Raw genomic sequence first — 22,167 nt, 5'->3', positions numbered from 1 at the left:
CCTTCATGGACAGTTCCAATTTCCGGCCTCAGGCGTCGTTTCCGACGCAGGATGTCGACTCCGGTCTCGCCGTCGTTCTGACGATGGCGAGCCTGCACGGCATCGCGGCCGACGAAGCCGCGTTGCGACATGAATTTGGTTTCGATCGTTTCGATACTCAAACAATCCTGCGAGCCGCGCGTTCGCTCGGCATGACGGCCCGGGTCGTTCAACAGAACCTCGAACGACTGGATCGGGCGCCTTTGCCCGCGGTCGCACGGATGAAGGGTGAAGGCGGCTATTTCGTGGTCGCGCAGTATCAGGCCGGGGATGGAACGCGCGCGCCTCGAACGCTTGTCCAGTTTCCGGGGGAGGCGCCTACCGTGCTGACGCGCGAGCGTCTTCTGGAAATCTGGACGGGAGAGCTCATCTATTTCACGAGCAGGAGCAGCATTGCGGGCACTCTGGCGCGCTTCGATTTCAGCTGGTTCATTCCGGCAATCGTCACGTATCGAAAGCTGCTGGGCGAGGTCCTCGTGATTTCTCTGGTGTTGCAATTGATTGCGCTTGCCACGCCGCTCTTCTTCCAGGTGGTGATGGACAAGGTGCTCGTCAATCACGCGATGAAGACGTTGAACGTGATCGCCGTTGGGCTGATTTGCGCGACGCTATTCGAGGCGGCGCTCTCGGGGATACGAACGTGGGTCTTCGCGCATACGAGCAGCAAGATCGACGTCGAACTCGGCGCGCGGCTCTTCCGCCATCTTTTGGCGTTACCGCTGGCGTGGTTTCAGGCGCGCCGTGTAGGCGATTCCGTCGCCCGTATTCGCGAGCTGGAGAACATTCGCGCGTTCCTGACCGGCAACGCCGTGACGCTGGTGATGGACCTCGCGTTTTCGTTCGTTTTTCTCGGGGTGATGCTCTGGTACAGCGCGTGGCTTACGTTGATCGTCGTTGTTTCGATTCCGCTCTACGTATTATTGTCGGTCGTGTTTACGCCGATCGTTCGGCGGCGTCTGAACGAGAAATTCAATAAGGGCGCCGAGAATCAGTCATTCCTCGTTGAAACCATCAGCGGAATCGATACGGTCAAGGCGATGGCACTCGAGCCGCGCTGGACGGACCGATGGGATCGTCAACTGGCCGCTTATGTGAGTGCGGGACTGGCGGCGACCAACGTTGCCACGATTGCAAGCGGCGGCGTGACGTTGATCAGCAAGCTGGTGACCGCGGCGATCATGTGGCTGGGCGCCACGCTGGTGATCGACGGCAAGTTGACGGTCGGCGAGCTCGTCGCGTTCAACATGCTGGCCGGGCAGGTATCCAGTCCGATACTGCGTCTCGCGCAGTTGTGGAACGACTTTCAACAGGTGGGGATTTCGATGGGGCGCCTCGGGGATATCCTGAACACGGCGCCCGAAACCGCAGCGAAAAAGACGCGTGTACCCCGTCTCGACGGGGCGATCGAGTTCGACCAGGTATCGTTTCGCTACCGGCCGGATGCAAGCGATGTCATCCGGCAGATCTCCGTCAGGATCGCGGCGGGGGAGGTCATTGGAATCGTCGGCCGCTCCGGGTCGGGCAAAAGCACGCTGACCAAGCTCGCGCAGCGGCTATACGTGCCGGATCGCGGGCGAGTGCTCGTCGACGGGCAGGATATCGCCGTGATCGATACGGCGAGCCTTCGCCAGCAGATTGGCGTCGTTTTGCAGGAAAACACGCTGTTCAATCGTTCGGTACGGGACAACATCGCGCTGGCTCGACCCACTGCGTCGATCGACGCGGTGATCGATGCTGCGAGGCTGGCCGGCGCACACGAGTTCGTCTGCGAACTTCCGGAGGGGTACGACACACTCGTCGGCGAGCATGGCACCGGACTCTCGGGTGGCCAGCGGCAGCGCATCGCCATTGCCCGCGCATTGATGACCGATCCACGCATCCTGATATTCGACGAGGCGACCAGCGCGCTTGACTACGAATCCGAAGCCGTCATACAGGCCAACATGCGCGACATCTGCGCGCGACGCACGGTATTGATCATTGCGCACCGGCTCTCGGCGGTGCGCGATGCCGACCGGATTCTCGTGATGGATCGCGGGCAGATCGTGGAAAGCGGTACGCACGACACACTGCTGCGCATGCGGGAGGGCATCTACGCACACTTGTATTCGCTGCAACAGGGCGGCCGCGACGTAGCGGAGGCACGGACATGAGCGTGCGGCAGCAGGCAGAGGCCTGGCGTGAACTGGTGGGGCGTTACCGCGACGTCTGGCGTCACTGCTGGAAGCGACGCCATCGGATGACGCTGCCGACATTCGACGCGAACGAGGCCGAATTTCTCCCGGCGGCGCTGTCGGTCCAGGCGGCGCCTGTCTCGCCGGCAGGCCGGTGGGTCGCGCGCATTCTCATCCTGCTCGTGATGACGGCGATCGTCTGGTCGTATTTCGGGAAAATCGACATTGTCGTCGACGGCGGCGGCAAGATCATTCCATCCTCCCGGACCAAGACACTGGCGGCGGTCGAAGTGGCGAGCGTCAGAGCGCTGCACGTGCGCGACGGGCAGATCGTGAAGACGGGCGATGCGCTGATCGATCTCGACACGCGCGTGATCGACGCCGAACGTCAACGGGCGGACGGCGACCGGCTGAATGCGGTACTGCAGGTCGAGCGTGCACGGGCGTTGATCGACGCGATCGACACGGGGCGACAACCTCGACTGGCGGATGTGGAGGGCGTGTCGCCCGAGCGGCGGCGCGAGGTCGAGCGACACCTGCTGGATCAATGGCGCGATTTCGTCGCGCGGCGGGACCGTCTCGACAGCGAAATACACAGGTACGGTCAGGCCGCTCCGCTTGCGGCGCGTCGTGCGGACGATTACGCCAGGTTGATGAAGACCGGTGACGTTGCGGAGCACGCGTGGATCGAGGCCGAGCAGCAGCGCATCGATATGGCCGGACAACTGGCGGATGCTCGTCACCAACGCGCGGCGCTCGTGGCAGAGACGCGAAGGAATACCCAGGATGCGCTGAACGATGCGCAGCGTATCGTGGACGCGTCGTCGGGCGACATGCGGCGAGCGGAGGCACACGGGGAACTGCTGCGCCTGACCGCGCCGATCGACGGAACCGTCCAGCAGCTCGCCGTCCACACCATCGGGACGGCGGTGCCGGCCGCGCAGCCGTTGATGCAGATCGTGCCGCGAGAGGGGGCGGTAGAAATGGAAGCATTCGTCGACAACCGGGATATCGGCTTCGTCAAGGAAGGGCAGGCCGCCAGCGTGAAGATCGACGCATTCGAGTACACGAAATACGGCACGGTGTCGGCGACCGTGAGTCATGTCTCGCGCGATGCGATAGACGACGACAAGAAGGGGCTCGTCTACTCGGTCAGGATCATGCTCGATCGTTCGGCGCTGATGGTCGACGGTCGCGAGATCGCACTGTCGCCGGGTATGTCGGGCAGTGCGGAGATCAGAACCGGCACGCGGCGGGTAATCGAGTATGTGCTGTCGCCGTTGCTGCAGCATGCACGGGAGAGTTTGCGTGAGCGCTAGGAGCTTGAAAGATCGCGCGCGTCCGTGGATCTTCGGCCTGATGTTGGTTTCGATTGCGTGCAATGCCGAAACACGCGGGATTCCGGATGGCCTCGCCGATCCGCTGCTGACCCGTCCGCCGGTGCTGGATGCGGGGAAGCGATTACCGGGCGATGACGCGCCAGTTGTGTGCGCTTCGTCGACCAACCCGGCGAAGCCGCTGACGATTGGTGATGCGGTCGATCTTGCGCTATGCCACAACCCCCGTATCCGAGCGGCGTGGGCATCGATCAAGATCCAGGCCGCCGCGGTGGGTGAAGCCAGATCGGCATGGCTCCCCACTATCAACGGATCGATCAGCCAACTGACGACATATAACCGGTATCCCGATGCACCGTCGATGAATACGCGCGGTGTCGGTCGAGCGTCGAACGCGACGTTGAACTGGCGGCTACTCGACTTTGGCGGGCGGGCTGCAAACGGCGCGGCAGCGCAACAGCTGCTGACGGCCGCGCTGGCGAGCCACGACGCAGCGATGCAAAAGGCGGTCGCGGATGTCGTCGGGAGTTATTTCGATGTTCAGAATGCTCAAGCCGCGTTTGCCGCGCGTACCGAATCCGCGACCTTGGCGGAATCGACGCTGCGTGCGTCGCGTAAGCGACTGGCCATGGGCGTTGCATCCCGAGCAGACGTATTGCAGGCGGAGACGGCGTTGGCCAAGGCATTGCTCGCTGCCCGGCGAGCGGGCGGAGAGGTCGCGCGGGCCCGCGCCGAACTGGTCTTTGCGACCGGTCTGCCCGCCGGCACGCGGATCGAGGTCGAAGAGGCAGTCGTACCGGTTGCGCTGGACGCGGAGCGCCAGCTAAGCGACTGGCTTCGCGCGGCCGAAGGTTCTCATCCCGAGATTCGTGCAGCGCGAGCCAAATGGGAGGCTGCACAAGCGAAGGTGACGACTGCACGGTCAGAGGGTATGCCGACGCTGGATCTGAGCGGCACGTTGTCCCGGAACGGCTACCCGAATCAGGGGCTGCAGTCGGTGCGGGCGACGCAAACCAGCATCGGCCTGACTCTGACGATTCCGTTCTTTGACGGTTTTTCCCGCACGTATCGGATTCGCGGCGCGCAGGCTCAGACCGAACTGGCACAGGCACAGCTTCACGATACGCAGCAGCAGATTCTGCGTGACGTGCTGAAGGCTCACGCCGATGCGGAGACGACGGCGGATAACCTGGGAGCGTCGGCACGCTTGCTGGCTGCCGCGGAAGCGGCGCTGACATCGGCGCGCAATCGTTACGCGTTCGGCGCAGGCGATATTCTGGAACTGCTGTCGGCGCAGGCGGCGCTTGCCGATGCCCGCCAGGAACGGGTGCGAACGCTCGCCGAATGGGAGGCGGCACGGCTTCGACTGCTTGCCAGCGCCGGCATCATCGGACGATGGGCATTCCGGTAGGACTGGAGACGGCCATCGCGGTAGCCGCAGTACGCGACCGGCCGTCTTTGTTCACTTCTCTTCCGCCGGCATGTTCTGCACGACCAGCATCTGCGGGCTCGACAGCGTGATTCCCGCCGCGCGCAACTGCTTGAGGATCTCGAACAGCAGATCGCTCTTCGTCGAACTCGCGATCCGCGGGCTCGACACGTAACCCGTCACGCTCAGCGTGATCCCGTCCGGCGCGAGCTGGCTGAACGTCACCGACGGCGCCGGTTTGTCGAGAATCGCCGGGTGCGCGCGATACGCATCGAGCAGCAGGTCGCGTACCTGTTCCGGATCGGTATTCAGCGGGAACGTCAGCACCAGCGTCGCGACACCCTGCGTGCTGTTGCCCATCGTCACGTTGCGCACGTTCTGCGAGATCAACTGCGAATTCGGCACGATCACGGTCGAGCGGTCGCTCAACTGGATCTCGGTCGCACGCACGTTGATGCGGCGGATGTCGCCTTCGACGCCCGCGATGCTGACCATGTCGCCCACCTTCACCGGGCGCTCGGTCAGCAGGATCAGCCCCGACACGAAGTTCTTCACGATTTCCTGCAGGCCGAAACCGATACCGACCGACAACGCGCTGACGATCCATGCGAGATTGCTCCACCTGACGCCGAGCAGCCCGAGCGTCATCAGCACGAGCAGCACGTAGCCGACGTTGGTGAACAGCGTGATCAGCGACACGCGCATGCCGGTATCCATGCCGAGCGCGGGCATGAACTCGCCGTCGAGCCAGCGGCGCAGCGAGCGCAGCAGGTAGAAGCCGATCGCGAACCCGATCACGGCGTTCATGATCCGGTCGGGCATGATGTTCAGGCTCTGCAGCCGCTGGCTGCCGATCATCGCGACCGCGCTGTCGAGCAGGTCGCCGGGCGTCGTGCCGAAGCCGCCCGTCAGCAGCGCGATCGCCGCGATCAGCATCAGCAGGCTCGTGCCGAAGCCGGACAGGACCGTGCGCGCCTGATCGAGGTGACGGTCTTCGAGCGCGAACAGGTGCTTGATCTGCTGGCCCGTCGACAGGCTCGACGAGAACAGGCTCTCGCTCGCGTCGCGCGTCAACTGGATCAGGATGTAGGTCGCGCACAGCACGATCTCGAACCACACGAGCTCGTACGTGATGAAGCGCGCGACCGTGATGTAACCGATCAGGAGTGCGATCAACGATACGACGATCGCGAGCGTGACGCCGGCATGGATCAGGCCGGCGAGCGTCGAGCGTTGCTCGGGCGCCTCGCCTGCCGCCGCGAGTGCGGCGCGCGCACGGTTCGCGCGCAACAGCGACGCGCCGACCGTCAGCGCGACGACGAGCGATACGATGCCGCGGCCGAACAGCGTGACCGACAGGCTGGTGTCGACGATCCGGTTGATCGATTCGAGCGTACCGGATACCAGCAGCAGCGCGGCGAGGATGCTGGGGAATGGCTTCATCGCGAGCGCGACGGGATCGGCGAGCGCGGGCAGGCGCCACGACGGGTGCTTGGTGCAGAGCAGCGCACGGCCGAGGCCCGCGATCAGCGCGCAGGTCGCGGCGAGCTTCACGAACTGGTCCCACAGATCGGTCAGCGACGGCGTGAGCTCGTAGCGGCGCGCGACGGCGAGGTAGAAGATCTGCACCGCAATCGCCGTTGCCAGGAAGGTCGACAGGGCGGTCGACAGCGCCAGCGCACTGCGCCGCAGGCGCGTGGGCGGCAGGCGGTTCAGCGCGACCCAGGCGAGCCCGCGCTCGATGAGCCGGCGGCCGCCGAGCCATGCCGCGAATGCGGCGATCAGCAGCATCGCGGTGATCGTCCGCTGCCCGGGCACCCACGACGAGCGCAGCATGTCGAACAGTTCGCCGTTGAAATCGTCGAGTCGCTGACGGTCGTCCGGCGCCAGGTGGAACAGCGGCAGCCAGAACTGCGCGCTGAAGATGCTGCCCGAACGGAACGCGAGCTGGTTCTTCAGCAGGCTGCGGTGCAGCTTCGCGAATTGCTCGGTCAGGTTCGCGAGGCTCGCCTTCTGGTCGGCCGCCTGCTTCAGCGCGGCGTCGATCTGCGTCTTGCGCGCGTCGAGCGTGGCCCGCTGCTTCGCGACGGCGGGCGTTTCCGGCGCGGCGCCTTCGGCAGGCGGCGGCCCGAGCACGTCGAGTTGCGCCTGGACCTGCGCGCGTTGCGGCGTGAGATCGCTCTGCAGTTTCGCGACATCGGCGCTCAGTTCCTGCGCCGAATCGTCGAGCGCGTCCAGCTCCTTGCTGTTGGACGTGGTCGAAGTCTGCTGCTTGATGCGGTCCAGCTCGGCCTGCATCTGCTTGAGCTGCGCGACCGCGTCGGGCAGCGAGATGGCCGGCACGGTTGCGCCGACGCCGCTCGCGACAGGCGCGGACGCGGCCGCCGGAAACGCCGACGCGGTCGCGATCGCCGCGAACTGCAGCAGCGCGATCAGCGCGATCCGGCGGGCGTACAGGGATAGTCGTTGTATGGACATGGAATGCTTACGATTTGCCGACAATGCCGGTTGCCGAAAGGCAGCCGGAAGCCGGTAGTTGGCCCGGTAGCATGTTACCGGGGCGCGGAACGCGTGGTTGTACCGATTGCGTCTTGCCGTTCGCCGCGATTTTGGCGGCGCGTGCCTGCGCGAAACGGCGCGGCAGGCCCGTATTGCCGGGCTTGCGCCGCCAGCGGGCGGGGGAAGGCGGCGCTGCAACGCCGAGCTGACGCGCGTTTCGGCTCTGATACACGGTTACGCAATTTACACATTATCCGGCGCGGAATCGGGCATCGATTCGGTTCGGTGCCTGTATCGCAGCCGGCTTGCCGGTTCGCACCTGCGCGAAACGGGCGTGCCGGTACAATGCAGCGATTCGCCCGGCGGCGGTTCGACGGTCCGCCGGACGACAACACACAACACGACACGATCAGGAGACGCGCCCAAGATGGCCTCAACGGACAGCCTTCCGCAGGCACAAGCCCCATCCCCCTCCATCGACCCCGGCTCCATTTCGGCCCGCCTCGACCGCCTGCCGCCGACGCGCAGCGTCTGGAAGCTCGTCGTGCTGCTGAGCCTCGGCTTCTTCTTCGAACTCTACGATCTGCTGTACAGCGGCTACGTCGCGCCGGGCCTCGTGAAAAGCGGCATCCTTTCCGCGACGACGCACGGCCTGTTCGGCACCACGGGCGTCGCGAGCTTCATCGCCGCGCTGTTCTCGGGGCTCTTCATCGGCACGATCGCGTGCGGCTTCCTCGCCGACCGGTTCGGCCGTCGGGCGATCTTCACGTGGTCGCTGCTGTGGTACACGGCCGCCAACGTCGTGATGGCGTTCCAGGACACCGCGACCGGGCTGAACTTCTGGCGCTTCGTCGTCGGTCTCGGCCTCGGCGTCGAGATGGTGACGATCGGCACGTACATCTCCGAACTCGTGCCGAAGCAGATCCGCGGTCGCGCGTTCGCATGCGAGCAGGCGGTGGGGTTCGTCGCGGTGCCGGTGGTCGCGTTTCTCGCGTACCTGCTCGTGCCGCACGCGCCGCTCGGCCTCGACGGCTGGCGCTGGGTCGTGCTGATCGGCGCGCACGGCGCGCTGTTCGTGTGGTGGATTCGCCGCGAACTGCCGGAAAGCCCGCGCTGGCTCGCGCAGCAGGGCCGGGTCGACGAAGCCGATCGCATCATGCGCGCGCTCGAGGCGAAGGTCGAAGCCGAATACGGTCGGCCGCTGCCGCCGCCCGCGCCGGCCGAACCCGTGCCGCCGCGCGGCAGCTTCCGCGACATGTGGGTGCCGCCGTATCGCAGCCGCACGATCATGATGACGATCTTCAACGTGTTCCAGACGGTCGGCTTCTACGGTTTCGCGAACTGGGTGCCGACGCTGCTGATCAAGCAGGGCATCACGATCACGTCGAGCCTGATGTATTCGAGCGTGATCGCGCTCGCGGCGCCGATCGGCCCGCTGATCGGCCTCGTGATCGCCGATCGCTTCGAGCGCAAGTCGGTGATCGTCGCGATGGCGGCGGCGATCGTCGTGTGCGGGCTGCTGTTCAGCCAGACGACGGTGGGCGCTTTCCTGATCGTGCTCGGCATCGGCCTCACGCTCGCGAGCAACATCATGTCGTACAGCTTCCACGCATATCAGGCGGAGCTGTTCCCGACGTCGATCCGCGCGCGGGCCGTCGGTTTCGTCTATTCGTGGAGCCGCTTCTCGGCAATCTTCTCGTCGTTCGTGATCGCGGCCGTGCTGCGCGGTTTCGGCACGTTCGGCGTGTTCGCGTTCATCGCGGGCGCGATGGTGATCGTAATGGCCGCGATCGGAGGGATGGGACCGCGCACGAAGGGTATCGCGCTCGAAACCATCTCGAAGTAGTGGGCAGGTGCGCACGCGTGTCGCGCGGTTCGTGCGACATGCGTGCGATGTGGTCGAGGTTCTGAGTTCAGATGGACGGGGCGTTGGAATGATTGGTTGACCGAATCGATCGGACGGCACGAGCCTGCCATGCAACGAACGCGCAAGTGGAAACGAGTTGAAACAAAGCGTGACGAAGCGCAATTTCACGGGAAATCGCGGTTTTCGTCGCTGCCGATTCGCGCATCGACGAGTAAAATGGAGGGCCTGACGACTCATTAGCCGCCATCGGAGCGCCCGCGTTGCATCAGCGAACGGCTCCGCCGCGAAGAGGCGTCGGCGCCGGGCGCGCGCGATGCGCCGCACGTGTCGATGGCTTGCGCGGAAGATGCGCCGCTCGCACCAGCAGCATGCGGCGGCCGGATCGGCCGATGGCCTCGAACGTATGATTCTTGCCTATTTGACGCGGCGCTTTGCGAAGCCGCGTTGCCTCAACCGCGCAGTCGCCGCATCCGTGTGGCTTGCTGCAGCAGTGTCGATTTCCGTGCTCGCCGAGCGGCCTGCCTTTGCCGCGTCCGACGCTGCGCCGTCTGCCGCGTCGTCCTCATCCTCATCCTCACCCGCTGTGCCGCCTGCTTCGGCGCCCTCCGGTACGCATCCGGCTTCGTCCGCGCATGCGGCGCCGGGTGCATCATCGGCGGCAGCGCCGGCATCCGCCGCGTCACACGTGAATCACGCGGAACCCGCGGGCGCGGCGTCGGGTGCGTCGGCCGCTTCCGCGTCGTCGGCCGCCGCGCCTGCATCGGGCGCCTCCGACACATCCGCCAGCGAGGCCGAGCCGCCTGCGCCCACTCCGCCGCGCCGGCATCCGCCGCTGTCGGCCGAGGAAGCCCAACGCGCGACGACGCGCGCGCTCGACATGCGCAAGCGCTTCACGCAGGAAGTCACGCGACGCCTGAACGTGCCGGCGAACGAGCAGCGCGCGTACGGCGAGCGGCTTCAGAAAGCACTCGCCGATGCGGACCTCGGCGATCTCGCGGGCGAATACGTCGTGATGGTCGATCGCGCGCCGAACGTGCAGGCGCTGTTCATCTACTTCCGCGCGACGCCGGCCAATGCGTGGCTGATGATCGGCGCATCACCGGTCGGCACCGGGTTGCCGGGCCAGTACGACCATTTCCTGACGCCGCTCGGCGTGTTCCATCACTCGCCCGATACGATGGATTTCCGCGCGGAAGGCACGACGAACGAGAACGGCATTCGCGGCTACGGCCACCGCGACATGCGCATTTACGATTTCGGCTGGGTGGACGGCGAGCGCGGCTGGGGCAAGGGCGGCGTGTCGCCGATGCGCTTCCAGATGCATGCGACCGACCCCGACCGGCTCGAAGCGCTGCTCGGCATCCGGCATTCGAAGGGCTGCGTACGGATTCCCGCGTCGCTGAATACGTTCCTCGACCAGCACGGGCTGCTCGACGACGACTATCAGGCACGCGTAGAGGCCGGCAAGTCGCTGTGGGTGCTGCGTCGCGATCGCGACATCACGCCGATCGCGGGCCGCTATCTGGTCGTGATCGACAGCGCGCGCAAGACCCGCCCGGCCTGGTCGCCGATGCCGGGGCGCGGCGCGTGGTCGAAGCTGCCGAAGGGCGGGGACACGGCGGATTGACGGCCCGTCCGCCGAGCGCGGAAGGCGTGAAGATGAGAATAAATCCGTTTTATTGACATATAAGGAAAGCAAACTTTTATTATCCGATCGGGGTTCGTATAGTCGTGTCCAGTTTCGCGGAACCCTGCCGCGCCTGGACCCTCATCGACCACACGACCCGCATGAAAACTCTCTACAAGCTCGCTCCGCTCGCGATGCTCGGCGCCTTCGCGACCCATGCCGGTGCGCAAAGCAGCATCACGCTGTACGGTCTCATCTCGGCCGGTGTCGGGTTCGCGACGAATCAGGGCGGCAAGAACGCGTGGCAGGCGCTGTCCGGCACGAACCAGAACCCGCGCTGGGGGCTGAAGGGCAAGGAGGATCTGGGGCAGGGGCTGTCCGCGGTCTTCCAGCTCGAAAACGGCTTCAACGTGATGACGGGCACGGCCGCGCAGAATGGCCGCGAGTTCGGGCGCATGGCGTACGTCGGGCTCGCCGATCGTACCTACGGTTCGCTGACGTTCGGCCGCCAGTACGACGCGATCCACGACTACATCGGGCCTGTGATCATCGCGAGCAACGGCGTGAACATCGGCGACAACGACAACGGCTACAACGACATTCGCGTGCAGAACTCGGTGAAGTACGTGAGCCCCGTCTACTACGGGCTGAAGTTCACCGCACTGTACGGCTTCAGCAATGCCACCGGTTTCGCGAACAACAGCGCGTACAGCCTCGGGCTCGGCTATGAGCGCGGCCCGCTGCGCTGGAGCGCGGTCTATGCGCAGTACAACCATCCGTACAGCGCGACGAACCAGGACGGCGCGATCGCGAACGACTATGCGTCGCCGCTGCTGATCTTCAGCAAGAGCGCGATGTCGCCGGCCGCGTACGCAAGCCGGCAGCGGATCGCGGGCACGGGCGGCTTCTACACGATCGGCCGCGCGCAGTTCGCGGCGATGTTCACCGACGTGCGCTACGATTACCTCGACAATTCGCACCTGCACCTGCAGAACCTGGACGTGAACGTCGTCTACACGATGACGCCGCAGCTCTTTCTCGGCGCCGCGTATGCGTTCACGAACGGCAAGTACGACGTGATCGACAAGCGTCCGAAATGGCATCAGGTGAACCTGCAGGCCGATTACTTCCTGTCGAAACGCACCGACGTCGCGCTGACGGTGATCGCGCAGCAGGCGGCAGGCGACGCGGATCATGCGCAGATCTTCGCGTATGCGCGTTCGACCGGCACGCGCCAGATGATGGCGACGCTCGGCGTCCGGCACGTCTTCTGAGCACCCGACCATGACTCATCCGATCGCATCCCGCCGCACCTTCCTGAAACTGTCCGCCGCGCTGGCCGGCACCGCGCTGCTGCCCGAAACGGGCGCATTCGCGGCCGGCGGCGACGCCGCGCGCCGCACGGTGATCATCGATACCGATCCGGGGCAGGACGACGCCATCGCGATCCTGTTCGCGCTCGGCGCGCCGGACCGGCTCGACGTGCGCGCGCTGACGGCCGTGGCCGGCAACGTGCCGCTCGAGTTGACAGAACGCAATGCGCGGATCGTCCGCGACTGGGCCGGCCGCACGAAGACGCTGCCGGTGTACGCGGGCTGCCCGCGTCCGCTCGTGCGCGACCTCGTGACGGCCGCGAACGTGCATGGCAAGACGGGGCTCGAAGGCGTCGAACTGCACGAGCCGCGCGCGCCGCTCGCGGCCGGTCACGCGGTGTCGTACCTCGTCGATACGCTGAGCCGCGCGGCGCCGAACAGCGTGACGCTGTGCGCACTCGGCCCGCTGACGAACCTCGCGACCGCGCTGGTCGAGGCGCCGCGGATTCGCGCCGCACTGCGCGATATCGTACTGATGGGCGGCGCGTTCTTCGAGCGCGGCAACATCACGCCGGCCGCGGAGTTCAACGTCTACGTCGATCCGCAGGCTGCCGACGTCGTGTTCGGCAGCGGCGTGCCGATCGTCGTGCTGCCGCGCGACGTCGCGGTGAAGGCGCCGATCACGCCGGCGCGCGTCGCGCCGTTCCGCGCGCTCGGCAACCGCTGCGGCGCGATCGTCGCGGACATCATGGAGGCCGAGCTCGCCTACAACAAGAAGCGGCGCGGTGTTGAAGACGCGCCGATGTACGACCCGACGGCCGTCGGCTATCTCGTCGATCCGACGCTGTTCGGCGGCCGCAAGGTGAACGTGGTGGTCGAGACGACCGGGCAATGGACGCTCGGCGAGACGATCGTCGACTGGAACGGGCGCAGCGGCCGTGCTCCGAATGCCACGTGGATCAACGAGGTCGACGCGGACCGCTTCTACGCGACGCTCGTCGATCGAATCGCGAAGCTGCCCTGAACGTGGGTGCCCAAGCGCGGCGAACGGAATCAGATGTGCTTCTCGATCCACTCGCGGCACGCGCGTACGTGCGGTCCGCGATCGTCGGCGGCGAGCGAGATCAGCGAGATCGCACGCGTGACGCGCGGTTTGTCGACGCGCAGCGCGACGAGTTCGGGATCGTGCAGATGCATCGTGTAGAGGCTCGGCAGCACGGCGGTCGCGAGGCCGTTGCGCGCGAGCGCGTAGAGCGGCTCCGTGTATTCCATCCGGTACGTGACGTTCAGGCGCAGTTTCCCGGCGCCGCCGGTGCGATGCAGCGATTCGCTGACGCTGCCGCGCACGAATACCGCGAGTTCGCGATCGACGAGCTTCGCCCACGTGACGCTCTTCGCGCGGGCGAGCGGATCGTCGTGCCGTACGACGATCACGATCTCGTCCTCGAACAGCTGCTGGTAGCGCAGCGTGCCGTCGTCGCTATCGGGTTCGCGCACGCCGATGCCGAGATCCGCGACGCCGTCGCGCACCGCTTCGACGAGTGCGCTGTTCGGCAAATCGGTGAGCGTGAAGCGCAGCGTCGGGTGCGTGCCGCGCAGGGCGTTGAGCGCGGGCAGCAGGCGGCCCGCGACCGACGGAATGAACGCGATGCGCACGGTCTGGATGCGTTCGCCGATGAGCCGCGTCATGTCGTCGAAGGTGCCGCGCGCCTGATTGAGCAGGCGTTCGGCGAGCGGCAGCACGGCTTCGCCCGCGGTGGTGAGCGTGAGGCGATGCGCGGTGCGTGCGAACAGGCGGCCGCCGAGCAGGAACTCGATCTGGCGGATCGACGCGGTGAGCGCCGGCTGCGTGAGCGACAGCGCCTGCGCGGCCTGCGTGAAGCTGCGTGCATGGGCGAGCACGACGAAGTGCTGGACCTGCCGCAGCGTAAGCGCGGGGAGCAGCGACGAGCGGTCGGACATCGGGCAATAACGGTCGGGATGCGGTACGCGGCAGTATAAGACCGCGCTGCACGACCCGACACAGGACAATATTCGGAATCACGGGAGAACCACCATGTCAGCGACTGACACGATGCCGGCGCATGCGCCGGCCAACTGGCTCGAGCGTCGCTTCGCGCTCGCCGCGCGGGGCACGAGCGTGCGCACCGAGACGATCGCGGGCGTCACGTCGTTTCTCGCGGCCGCGTACCTGCTCGTCGTGATCCCGTCGCTGCTCGCGACGGGCGGCATGGACCGCGGCGCGGCGACGACCGCGACGATCGTCGTGTTCGTGCTGTTCACCACGCTGATGGGGCTTTACGCGAACCTGCCGTTCCTCGTCGGCCCCGGTATCGGCGGCTCGGTGATCATCGGCGTGACGCTCGCGACGACGGAGCACGTCGGCTGGCAGACGGGCCTCGGCATCGCGTGCGTGTCGGGCGTGCTGTTCTTCCTGCTGACGATACTCGGCGCGCGCGGCGTCGTGGTGCGCCTGATTCCGGTACAGATCAAGCTCGGGCTCGGTGCGTCGATCGGGCTGTTCGTCACGATGCTCGGGCTGCGCAATGCGGGGATGGTCGTCGCGAACGCGAAGACCAACGCGTTCGCGCTCGGCGACTTCTCGCGGCCGGGCGCGCTCGTTGCGCTGATCGGCCTCGCGATCGCGATCGTGCTGCAGGCGCGCAAGGTGCCCGGCGCGATCCTGATCGCGATCCTCGTCGCGGCCGCGGCCGGCGTGCCGCTCGGCGTCACGCAACTGCCCGCGTCGTTCGTGTCGCTGCCGCACAGCATCGCGCCGATCGCGTTCAAGCTCGATATCGGCAGCGCGTTGAGTCTGGCCGCCGCACCGTACCTGTTCGCGTTCTTCGCGGCGGAATTCTTCTCGACGCTCGGCACCGCACTCGCGGTCGGCGCGAAGGCGAACCTGCTCGACGAACAGGGCAACCTGCCGAACATCAACCGGCCGTTCCTCGTCGATTCGCTTGCCGCGACGCTCGGCCCCGTGTTCGGCATTCCGGCGCTGACCGCGCTGATCGAATCGGCGGCGGGTGTCGAAGCCGGCGGCCGCAGCGGGCTGTCGTCGCTGGCCGCGGCCATGCTGTTCGCCGCGATGCTGCTGTTCGTGCCGGTCGCGCTCGCGATCCCCAAGGAGGCCACCGCACCGGCGCTGATCCTGATCGGGCTGTCGATGTTCGCGACGATCCGCCACACGCATTTCGACGACTTCACCGATGCGCTGCCCGTGATGTCGATGGTGCTGCTCACGCTGATGTCGAACAGCTTCGGCACCGGCATTGCCGGCGGGCTGCTGTGCTACGTGCTCGTCAAGTTGCTGGCCGGCCGCTGGCGCGACGTGTCGTGGGGGCTCGTCGTGCTCGCGCTGCCGCTCGGCTATTACTTCTGGACCGTCGTGAAGCCGCACTGAGAGACGGCTTCGCGACGCATCGGCACTACCAAAAAAAGAGACTGACATGAAGGGAACACCAGGCAACGTCCCGGCCGCGCGCACGGGCATCGAGATTACGCCCGCGCATCGGGCCTTCTTCCGCGCGTTGCCGAAGGTCGAGCTGCATTGCCATCTGCTCGGCGCGGTGCGGCACGACACGTTCGTCGCACTGGCCGAACGCAGCGGCGCGCCGATCGAGCGCGCGGAGATCGACGCGTTCTACGCGCGCGGCGAGAAGCCGGTGGGCGTGCTGCACGTGCTGCGCGCGCTCGACAAGTATTTGCTCACACGCCCCGACGACCTGCGGCGGATTGCCTACGAGTATCTGGAAGACGCGGCCGCGCACAACGTCAGGCATGCGGAATTCTTCTGGAATCCGACGGGAACGGTGCGCGTGTCGGGCATCGCGTATGCGGACGCGCAGGCCGCGATCGTGACGGCGATTCGCGACGCCGCGGGCGATTTCGGGATCGGCGCGCGCTTGATTCCGAGCATCGACCGTGAGCAGGACCCCGACGAAGCGGTTGTGATCGTCGAGTGGATGACGGCCAATCGCGCGGACGAAGTCGCGGGGCTCGGCATCGATTATCGCGAGAACGACCGGCCGCCCGAATTGTTCTGGAAAGCGTACCGCAACGCGCGCGCGGCCGGCTTTCGCACGACCGCGCATGCGGGCGAATTCGGGATGCCGTGGCGCAACGTCGAGACGGCCGTCGATCTGCTGCAGGTGGACCGCATCGATCACGGCTATACGATCGTCGACAACCCCGAGCTGTGCGCGCGCTACGCGGAACGCGGCATCGTATTCACCGTCGTGCCGACGAACTCGTACTACCTGCGCACGCTACCGCCGGAGCAATGGGCCGAGCTGCATCCGATGCGCAAGATGCCGGGCCTCGGGTTGAAGATCCATCCGAACACCGACGATCCGACGCTGCACAAGGTGAACCCTTCGGAAGCGTGGGAGCTGATGTTCAGCCATTTCGGCTTCACCGTGGCCGAGTTGAAGCAATTCATGCTGAACGGAATCGACGGCGCGTGGGTCGATGACGCGACGAAGGCGGTGTGGCGTGCGGCATGGGCGTCTGAATACGACGCGCTGGCTGCGACGCTCGCGGCGGGCTGAGCGCTTTTTCTGACCAAGCCCGCCCGCATCACGCTCAGCGAAACAACCTCAGCCAGTCGAACAGTCCCGAATGCTGCGGCGCGCGCCGCTTCGGCGCCGGCGCGCTACGCGGCCGGAAGTCGGGCGAGAACTGCGCGTGCGGATCGATCGCCTGCGCGCGCAGCGCCGCATCGTAGAACGACCCGACGATCGGCAGCGCGCTGTGCGCGCCCGCGCCCCAGTAGTCGCTGCGCAGCGTCACGCTGCCGTCGTCGAAGCCGACCCACGCGCCGGCCACCAGTTGCGGATGCATCAGGATGAACCAGCCGTCCGTGTTGTCCTGCGTCGTGCCGGTCTTGCCCGCGACGTCGATCCGAATCCCATAGCGCGAGCGGATGTCCGCGCCGGTCCCGTAATCGACGACGCCGCGCATCGCGTCGACGAGCGTCTGCGCCGCGGCCACCGGCAATGCGCGCTCGGGCGGCGCGCTACCGAACGCGGCGAGCACCTTGCCGTCGCGATCCTCGATGCGCGTGATCATCTGCGGCGCGACATACACGCCGCGGTTCGCGATCGTCCCGTACGCGGACACCATTTCCTTCAGCGTGACGGGGCTCGTGCCGAGCGCGAGCGACGGCACCGCGTCGAGCGGGCTGTCGCGCACACCCATCGCGCGGGCGAGCTGCGCGACCTTCGCCGCGCCCTCGTGCTGCATCACCTGCGCGGTGATGCGATTGCGCGACAGCGCCAGCCCGTCGCGCAGCGTCATCGGCTCGCCGGTCGCCGGTTCCGCATCGGTCGGACGCCACACCGTGTGCGCGTCGATCGGGATCGCGACGGGACGGTCGACGAACGTATCGCCCGGCCGCATCCCGTCCGCGAACGCGGCGCCATAGACGAACGGCTTGAACGTCGAGCCCGGCTGACGCCGCGCCTGGATCACGTGATCGAACGGCTCGCTGCCGAAATCGGGGCTGCCGACCCACGCGCGGATCGCGCCGTTGCGCGGATCGATCGCGACGAAGCCGGCCTGTACCTGCGTCTTGCGCTCGCACAGCGTGCGCATGAATGCGCGATTCGCGCCGAGCTGCTTCAGCGCCGGCACATCGGCGAGCCCCGTTTCGCGGGCCTGACGATACTCGGGCGTCTGCCGGATGAAGCCGCGAAACAGGTCGTTGCGCAGCCCGCAGCCGGACGACCCGCGCCATGCGCTGTCGGCGATCGCCTGCAGCCGTTCGGTCTGCCGTGCGAGCGCCTGCGTGGCCATGTCCTGCAGCCGCGCATCGAGCGTCGTGCGCACGACGAGGCCGTCCGAGTAGAGATCGTAGTTGTTGCGGTCGGCCCACGCGATCAGCCACTTGCGCAGTTGCACCGCGAAATGCGGCGCGAGGCCCGGCTGCGCGGACTGCGGTTCGAAGTCGACGCGCAGCGGCCGGCGCTGCAGTTTCGCGAGCTGCGGCGGCGACAGCATGCCCATCTGCGCCATCCGGCCGAGCACGATGTTGCGCCGCTGGACCGCGCGCTCCGGATTCAGCACCGGGTTGTAGTAGCTGTTGCCCTTCAGCATCCCGACGAGCGTCGCGCTTTCCGTGATGTCGAGCTGGTCGGCGGACTTGCCGAAGTAGGTGCGCGCGGCCATTTCGACGCCGTACGCGTTGTACAGGAACGGCACGGTATTCAGGTAGGTTTCGAGAATCTCGTCCTTGCTGTACACCGCTTCGATCTTGAACGCGGTGATCAGCTCCTTCACCTTGCGCGTGAGCGTCGGCGCGCGGCCGATTTCGTCGGGATACAGGTTGCGCGCGAGCTGCTGCGTGATCGTCGAGCCGCCTTGGCGGCTGCCCGAGAACGTATGCAGGCCGGCCGCGAGCGTGCGGCGCCAGTCGATGCCGTGATGCGCATAGAAGCGGTGATCCTCGGTCGCGATCAGCGCGTCGACCATGTGGGGCGAGATCTGCTTGAGCGGCACCCATTCGCGGTTCACGGGCCGGAATTCGGCGATCAGCTGACCGTCGGCCGACAGCACGCGGGCGGGGCGGTCGATGCGCGCCTTGCGGATGTCGCCGATGCTCGGCGTGAACGGAACGAACGCGAGCAGGACCAGCAGGCCGAGCACCGGGATCGCGGCGAGCGTCAGCGCCACGCCGCGACGTGTCGGATGGCGCAGGCGATGCAGCGCACCGGCACACAGTGCGCGGACGCGCGTGCGGCACCCGGCGGCAAGCGGCGCGATACGGGCGCGGCAACGGAGCCACGCGTTTCGGAGAAACGGCACGAAGCGGTTCAAGGCGGCAGGGGCGCGAATGGAAGACGCGCGATCCTAGCAAACGGAACCTGCGCGCCGGCAGCCGAAACGGCCGTTTGCTTGCAGGATTTACAGACGATTACGTTTGTTGCCCGCCGACAACCTTTTGCCATGCGCGGGCCGCGATTCCACCGACGAAATCACGTCCGCGAGCCGCTGCGCGGCCGCTTCCATCTGCGCGCGGCCGAACCCGCCGAAGCCGAGCACGAGCCCCGGGCGCGCCGTGCCGGGCGCGAACATCGGCGACACCGCACGCACGGCGACACCGGCCTGGGCGGCGCGCGCGACCACGTCGAGATCGTCGATGCCTTGCGCGAGCCACAGCACGACGTGCATCCCCTGGTCGCCCGGCTGCACCCATGCGCGTTCGCGCGGCAGCCGCGCACCGAGCGTGTCGATCAGCAGCGCGCGCTGTTCCGCATAGACGCCGCGCACGCGGCGGATGTGGCGGTCGAGATGACCTTCGGCGATGAACGCGGCGAGCACGTGCTGATCGGCGGTCGGCGCATGACGATCCATCAGCACGCGCGCGCCGCAGAACGCGGGCACGAGAGCGTCGGGCGCGATCACGTAGCCGAGCCGCAGCGACGGAAACAGGATCTTGCTGAAGGTGCCGAGATAGACCACGCGATCGGGCGCGAGGCCCTGCAGCGACGGGAACGGATAGCCTTCGTAGCGCAACTCGCTGTCGTAGTCGTCCTCGACGACCCATGCGCGGTGCGTGCGCGCCCACGCGAGCAGCGCATTGCGGCGCGCCATGCTCAGCGGCATGCCGAGCGGGTACTGGTGCGACGGCGTGACGAACGCGGCGCGCGCATCGGCCGCGAGACGAACGCCGGCGTCGACGTCGAGGCCGTCGGCGTCGACCGGCACGCGCACCATCGCATCGCGCCGCCCGGTGCTTTCGAGCAGCGCGGTGATGCCGCGGTAGGCCGGATTCTCGACCCACGCGCGGTCGTGTTCGCCGAGCAGCACCTGGCTCGCGAGATGCAGCCCCTGCTGCGTGCCGCTCGTGATCACGACCTGGCCGGCATCGCAGCGCACCGAGCGTGATCGGCGCACGTAGTCGGCAATCGCTTCGCGCAACGGCAGCGCGCCTTGCGGATCGGCATAGCCGGACGGCGCGCCGGCGCCGCGGGCGCGCAGGCGATTGCCGAGCCGGCGCCAGATGTCGTCGGGCGCGGTGAGGCCGAGCGGCACCGAGATCGCGAACGGCATGGCCGGCAGCGGATTGAATTCGCGGGCGAGCCGCGCGAAGGTGGCGGCCGGTTCGGGCAGGCCGTCGCGCATCGGGTCCGGGCCTGGCGCCGGCGATTCCGGGCCGTTGCCGGGCGGCGGTTCCGCGAGCGCGTGCGCGACCCGCGTGCCCGCTCCGCCGCGCGATTCGAGAAAGCCTTCGGCGATGAGCTGGGCATAGGCGTCGACGACGGTGCCGCGCGCCACCTGCAGCGACGCCGCCAGCAACCGCGTGGAGGGCAGCATATCGCCCGGCCGGACGTCGCCGCGGCGCACCGCGTCGCGCAGCGCCTGCGCGAGCTGGCGGCTCAGGTCGCCGGCCGCGCGGTCGAGCGCGCCGAGCGACGGGATTTCGACGATCCGGGCCGTTCTTGCCATGATTCTGGTCTGCTGAAATTGTTTCAAACCGGCTCTACAGCATAAACCAGTTTCGGCTCACAATCGACGCATGACGGGCCTGCGCCCGCACCCTTTCCCACCCTGTACGACCGTGGAGCCGACATGTACATCCCCGCCGATTACAACGAACCCAACCCCGACGCGATGCGCGAGCTGATCGTGCAGCATCCGTTCGGCAGCCTGATCACGCACGGCGAGCGCGGGCTCGACGCGAACCACATTCCGTTCGAGCTGATGCCCGGCGACGGCGGGCTCGGCGAACTGCACGCGCACGTCGCGCGCGCGAATCCGGTCTGGCAGGACGTCGCGGACGGCGACGAGGTGCTCGTGATCTTCCGCGCCGGCGACGCGTACATCTCGCCGAACTGGTATCCGAGCAAGCACGTCGCCCACCGGCAGGTGCCGACATGGAACTACCGGGTCGTGCATGCGCACGGCCGCATCACGGTGTGCGACGACGAGCAATTCGTGCGTGGCGTGGTCGCGCGGCTGACGCGCACGCACGAGGCGTCGCAACCCGTGCCGTGGAAGATGGGCGATGCGCCGAAGGACTATATCGACACGATGCTGCAATCGATCGTCGGGCTGCGGATCGAGATCACGCGGCTCGTCGGCAAGCGCAAGCTCGGGCAGAACAAGGCCGAAGCCGATATCCGCGGCGCCGGCGAAGCGCTGGTCGCGGACGGCCATCTCGCGATCGGGGAGGCGATGCTGGCGGAGGCGGACGCGAAGCGCACTTGAGCACACGAGGACCGCGGCGCGTGGGCGAGCCGCGGGCCCGCGCGCCGCGCTGATCACTGCGTGCGCGTCGAATCCTTCATCCCTGCCTTTGCCTGCGCGAGCGCTTCCCGAATCGCGGCCTCCGTCTTGTCGTACCCGCCTTCGCCATACCGCGTATAGACGATCTTGCCGCTGGCATCGATCAGGTACAGCGCGGGCCAGTACTGGTTGCCGTACGCGCGCCACGTGTCGTAGCGGTTGTCCTGCGCGACCGGATACCGGATGTCGAAGCGCCTGATCGCATCGGCGACGTTCTTCGCGTCGCGCTCGAACGGATATTCCGGCGTATGCACGCCGACCACGACGAGCCCCTGGTCGCGATACTTTCGATACCAGTCGTTCACGTACGGGATCGTATGAATGCAGTTGATGCACGAGTACGTCCAGAAATCGACGAGCACGACCTTGCCGCGCAACTGCTCGAGCGTCAGCGGCGCGCTGTTGTGCCAGCGCTCGATGCCGGTGAAACCGGGCGCCGCCATGCCCGCCAGCGACGTCTGCATGCCCGTGTCGTCCCGGGTGCCGGCGAACGCGGCGAGCCCGGCCGTGGCGGCGAGGGCGATGACGAGGGCGGCGGTCTTGAGTCGGGGCAGCATGGCGTTCTCCTGATCTTTGGGGGCCGCGGCGCGA

The 22,167-nt window shown here is 67.0% G+C and carries 15 protein-coding genes; 10 read left to right on the top strand and 5 right to left on the bottom strand.

What is annotated here, in order from left to right; all coding sequences use genetic code 11:
- The first annotated feature begins 5 nt into the window (after positions 1-5).
- The 3 genes from LGM42_RS28035 to LGM42_RS28025 are packed head-to-tail and all read left to right on the top strand — an operon-like array spanning position 6 to position 4,961.
- Positions 6-2,192: a type I secretion system permease/ATPase gene (locus tag LGM42_RS28035; RefSeq protein ID WP_226233937.1), complete on the top strand. Its 2,187-nt coding sequence runs from the start codon at positions 6-8 to the stop codon at positions 2,190-2,192.
- Entirely contained in the window at positions 2,189-3,532 is a 1,344-nt protein-coding gene (locus tag LGM42_RS28030; protein WP_226233935.1) for an HlyD family type I secretion periplasmic adaptor subunit, read from the top strand. Before LGM42_RS28035 ends, LGM42_RS28030 begins: the two co-directional genes overlap by 4 nt.
- A complete protein-coding gene (locus LGM42_RS28025; protein WP_226233933.1) occupies positions 3,504-4,961 on the top strand; it encodes a TolC family protein in 1,458 nt (485 codons plus the stop codon). Before LGM42_RS28030 ends, LGM42_RS28025 begins: the two co-directional genes overlap by 29 nt.
- Positions 4,962-5,012: 51 nt before the next feature.
- Here the strand turns inward: LGM42_RS28025 and LGM42_RS28020 are convergent, their stop codons facing one another.
- Positions 5,013-7,457, bottom strand: coding sequence for a DUF3772 domain-containing protein (locus LGM42_RS28020; RefSeq protein WP_226233932.1), 2,445 nt, complete (start codon positions 7,455-7,457; stop codon positions 5,013-5,015).
- Positions 7,458-7,905: 448 nt separating this feature from the next.
- Here LGM42_RS28020 and LGM42_RS28015 point away from each other — a divergent pair, with 448 nt between their 5' ends.
- The 4 genes from LGM42_RS28015 (at position 7,906) to LGM42_RS28000 (ending at position 13,309) form a co-directional block, all read left to right on the top strand.
- On the top strand, positions 7,906-9,324 hold the full coding sequence (locus LGM42_RS28015) for an MFS transporter (RefSeq protein ID WP_226233930.1): 1,419 nt from the start codon (positions 7,906-7,908) through the stop codon (positions 9,322-9,324).
- A 334-nt stretch (positions 9,325-9,658) separates the two neighbouring features.
- Positions 9,659-10,972, top strand: coding sequence for a hypothetical protein (locus tag LGM42_RS28010; RefSeq protein ID WP_226233928.1), 1,314 nt, complete (start codon positions 9,659-9,661; stop codon positions 10,970-10,972).
- Between the two features lie 161 nt (positions 10,973-11,133).
- Complete coding sequence (locus LGM42_RS28005; RefSeq protein ID WP_226233927.1) at positions 11,134-12,246, top strand: porin; 1,113 nt, start codon at positions 11,134-11,136, stop codon at positions 12,244-12,246.
- A gap of 10 nt (positions 12,247-12,256) precedes the next feature.
- Entirely contained in the window at positions 12,257-13,309 is a 1,053-nt protein-coding gene (locus LGM42_RS28000; RefSeq protein ID WP_226233926.1) for a nucleoside hydrolase, read from the top strand.
- Positions 13,310-13,338: 29 nt separating this feature from the next.
- On the opposite strand, the gene LGM42_RS27995 is transcribed toward LGM42_RS28000, so the two are convergent.
- Positions 13,339-14,247, bottom strand: coding sequence for a LysR family transcriptional regulator (locus tag LGM42_RS27995; protein ID WP_059575522.1), 909 nt, complete (start codon positions 14,245-14,247; stop codon positions 13,339-13,341).
- A 94-nt stretch (positions 14,248-14,341) separates the two neighbouring features.
- On the opposite strand from LGM42_RS27995, the gene LGM42_RS27990 reads away from it, so the two are divergent.
- Together LGM42_RS27990 and add are read left to right on the top strand one after the other, a co-directional pair.
- The gene (locus LGM42_RS27990) at positions 14,342-15,691 is read left to right on the top strand and encodes an NCS2 family permease (RefSeq protein WP_226233924.1); all 1,350 of its coding nucleotides are present in this window, start codon (positions 14,342-14,344) and stop codon (positions 15,689-15,691) included.
- A 46-nt stretch (positions 15,692-15,737) separates the two neighbouring features.
- Positions 15,738-16,838 (top strand): adenosine deaminase, encoded by a 1,101-nt coding sequence (gene add / locus LGM42_RS27985; RefSeq protein ID WP_226233922.1) that lies wholly within the window; start codon positions 15,738-15,740, stop codon positions 16,836-16,838.
- 34 nt (positions 16,839-16,872) lie between these two features.
- Here add and LGM42_RS27980 read toward each other — a convergent pair whose 3' ends face one another.
- Positions 16,873-19,104, bottom strand: coding sequence for a penicillin-binding protein 1A (locus tag LGM42_RS27980; protein ID WP_226233920.1), 2,232 nt, complete (start codon positions 19,102-19,104; stop codon positions 16,873-16,875).
- 87 nt (positions 19,105-19,191) lie between these two features.
- Positions 19,192-20,736 carry a PLP-dependent aminotransferase family protein gene (locus LGM42_RS27975; protein ID WP_226233915.1) on the bottom strand — a complete coding sequence of 515 codons (1,545 nt, stop codon included), beginning with the start codon at positions 20,734-20,736 and terminating at the stop codon, positions 19,192-19,194.
- Positions 20,737-20,859: 123 nt separating this feature from the next.
- Here LGM42_RS27975 and LGM42_RS27970 point away from each other — a divergent pair, with 123 nt between their 5' ends.
- Complete coding sequence (locus LGM42_RS27970; RefSeq protein WP_226233913.1) at positions 20,860-21,498, top strand: FMN-binding negative transcriptional regulator; 639 nt, start codon at positions 20,860-20,862, stop codon at positions 21,496-21,498.
- Between the two features lie 53 nt (positions 21,499-21,551).
- Here LGM42_RS27970 and LGM42_RS27965 read toward each other — a convergent pair whose 3' ends face one another.
- Positions 21,552-22,133: a thioredoxin family protein gene (locus tag LGM42_RS27965; protein WP_226233911.1), complete on the bottom strand. Its 582-nt coding sequence runs from the start codon at positions 22,131-22,133 to the stop codon at positions 21,552-21,554.
- Between the last annotated feature and the right edge of the window lie 34 nt (positions 22,134-22,167).

The sequence above is a fragment of the Burkholderia sp. AU39826 genome, assembly GCF_020419965.1.
GTDB classification, from domain to species: domain Bacteria; phylum Pseudomonadota; class Gammaproteobacteria; order Burkholderiales; family Burkholderiaceae; genus Burkholderia; species Burkholderia semiarida.
The sequence above is the reverse complement of the archived record's forward strand: the minus strand, read 5'-3'. Positions and strand labels throughout refer to the sequence as shown.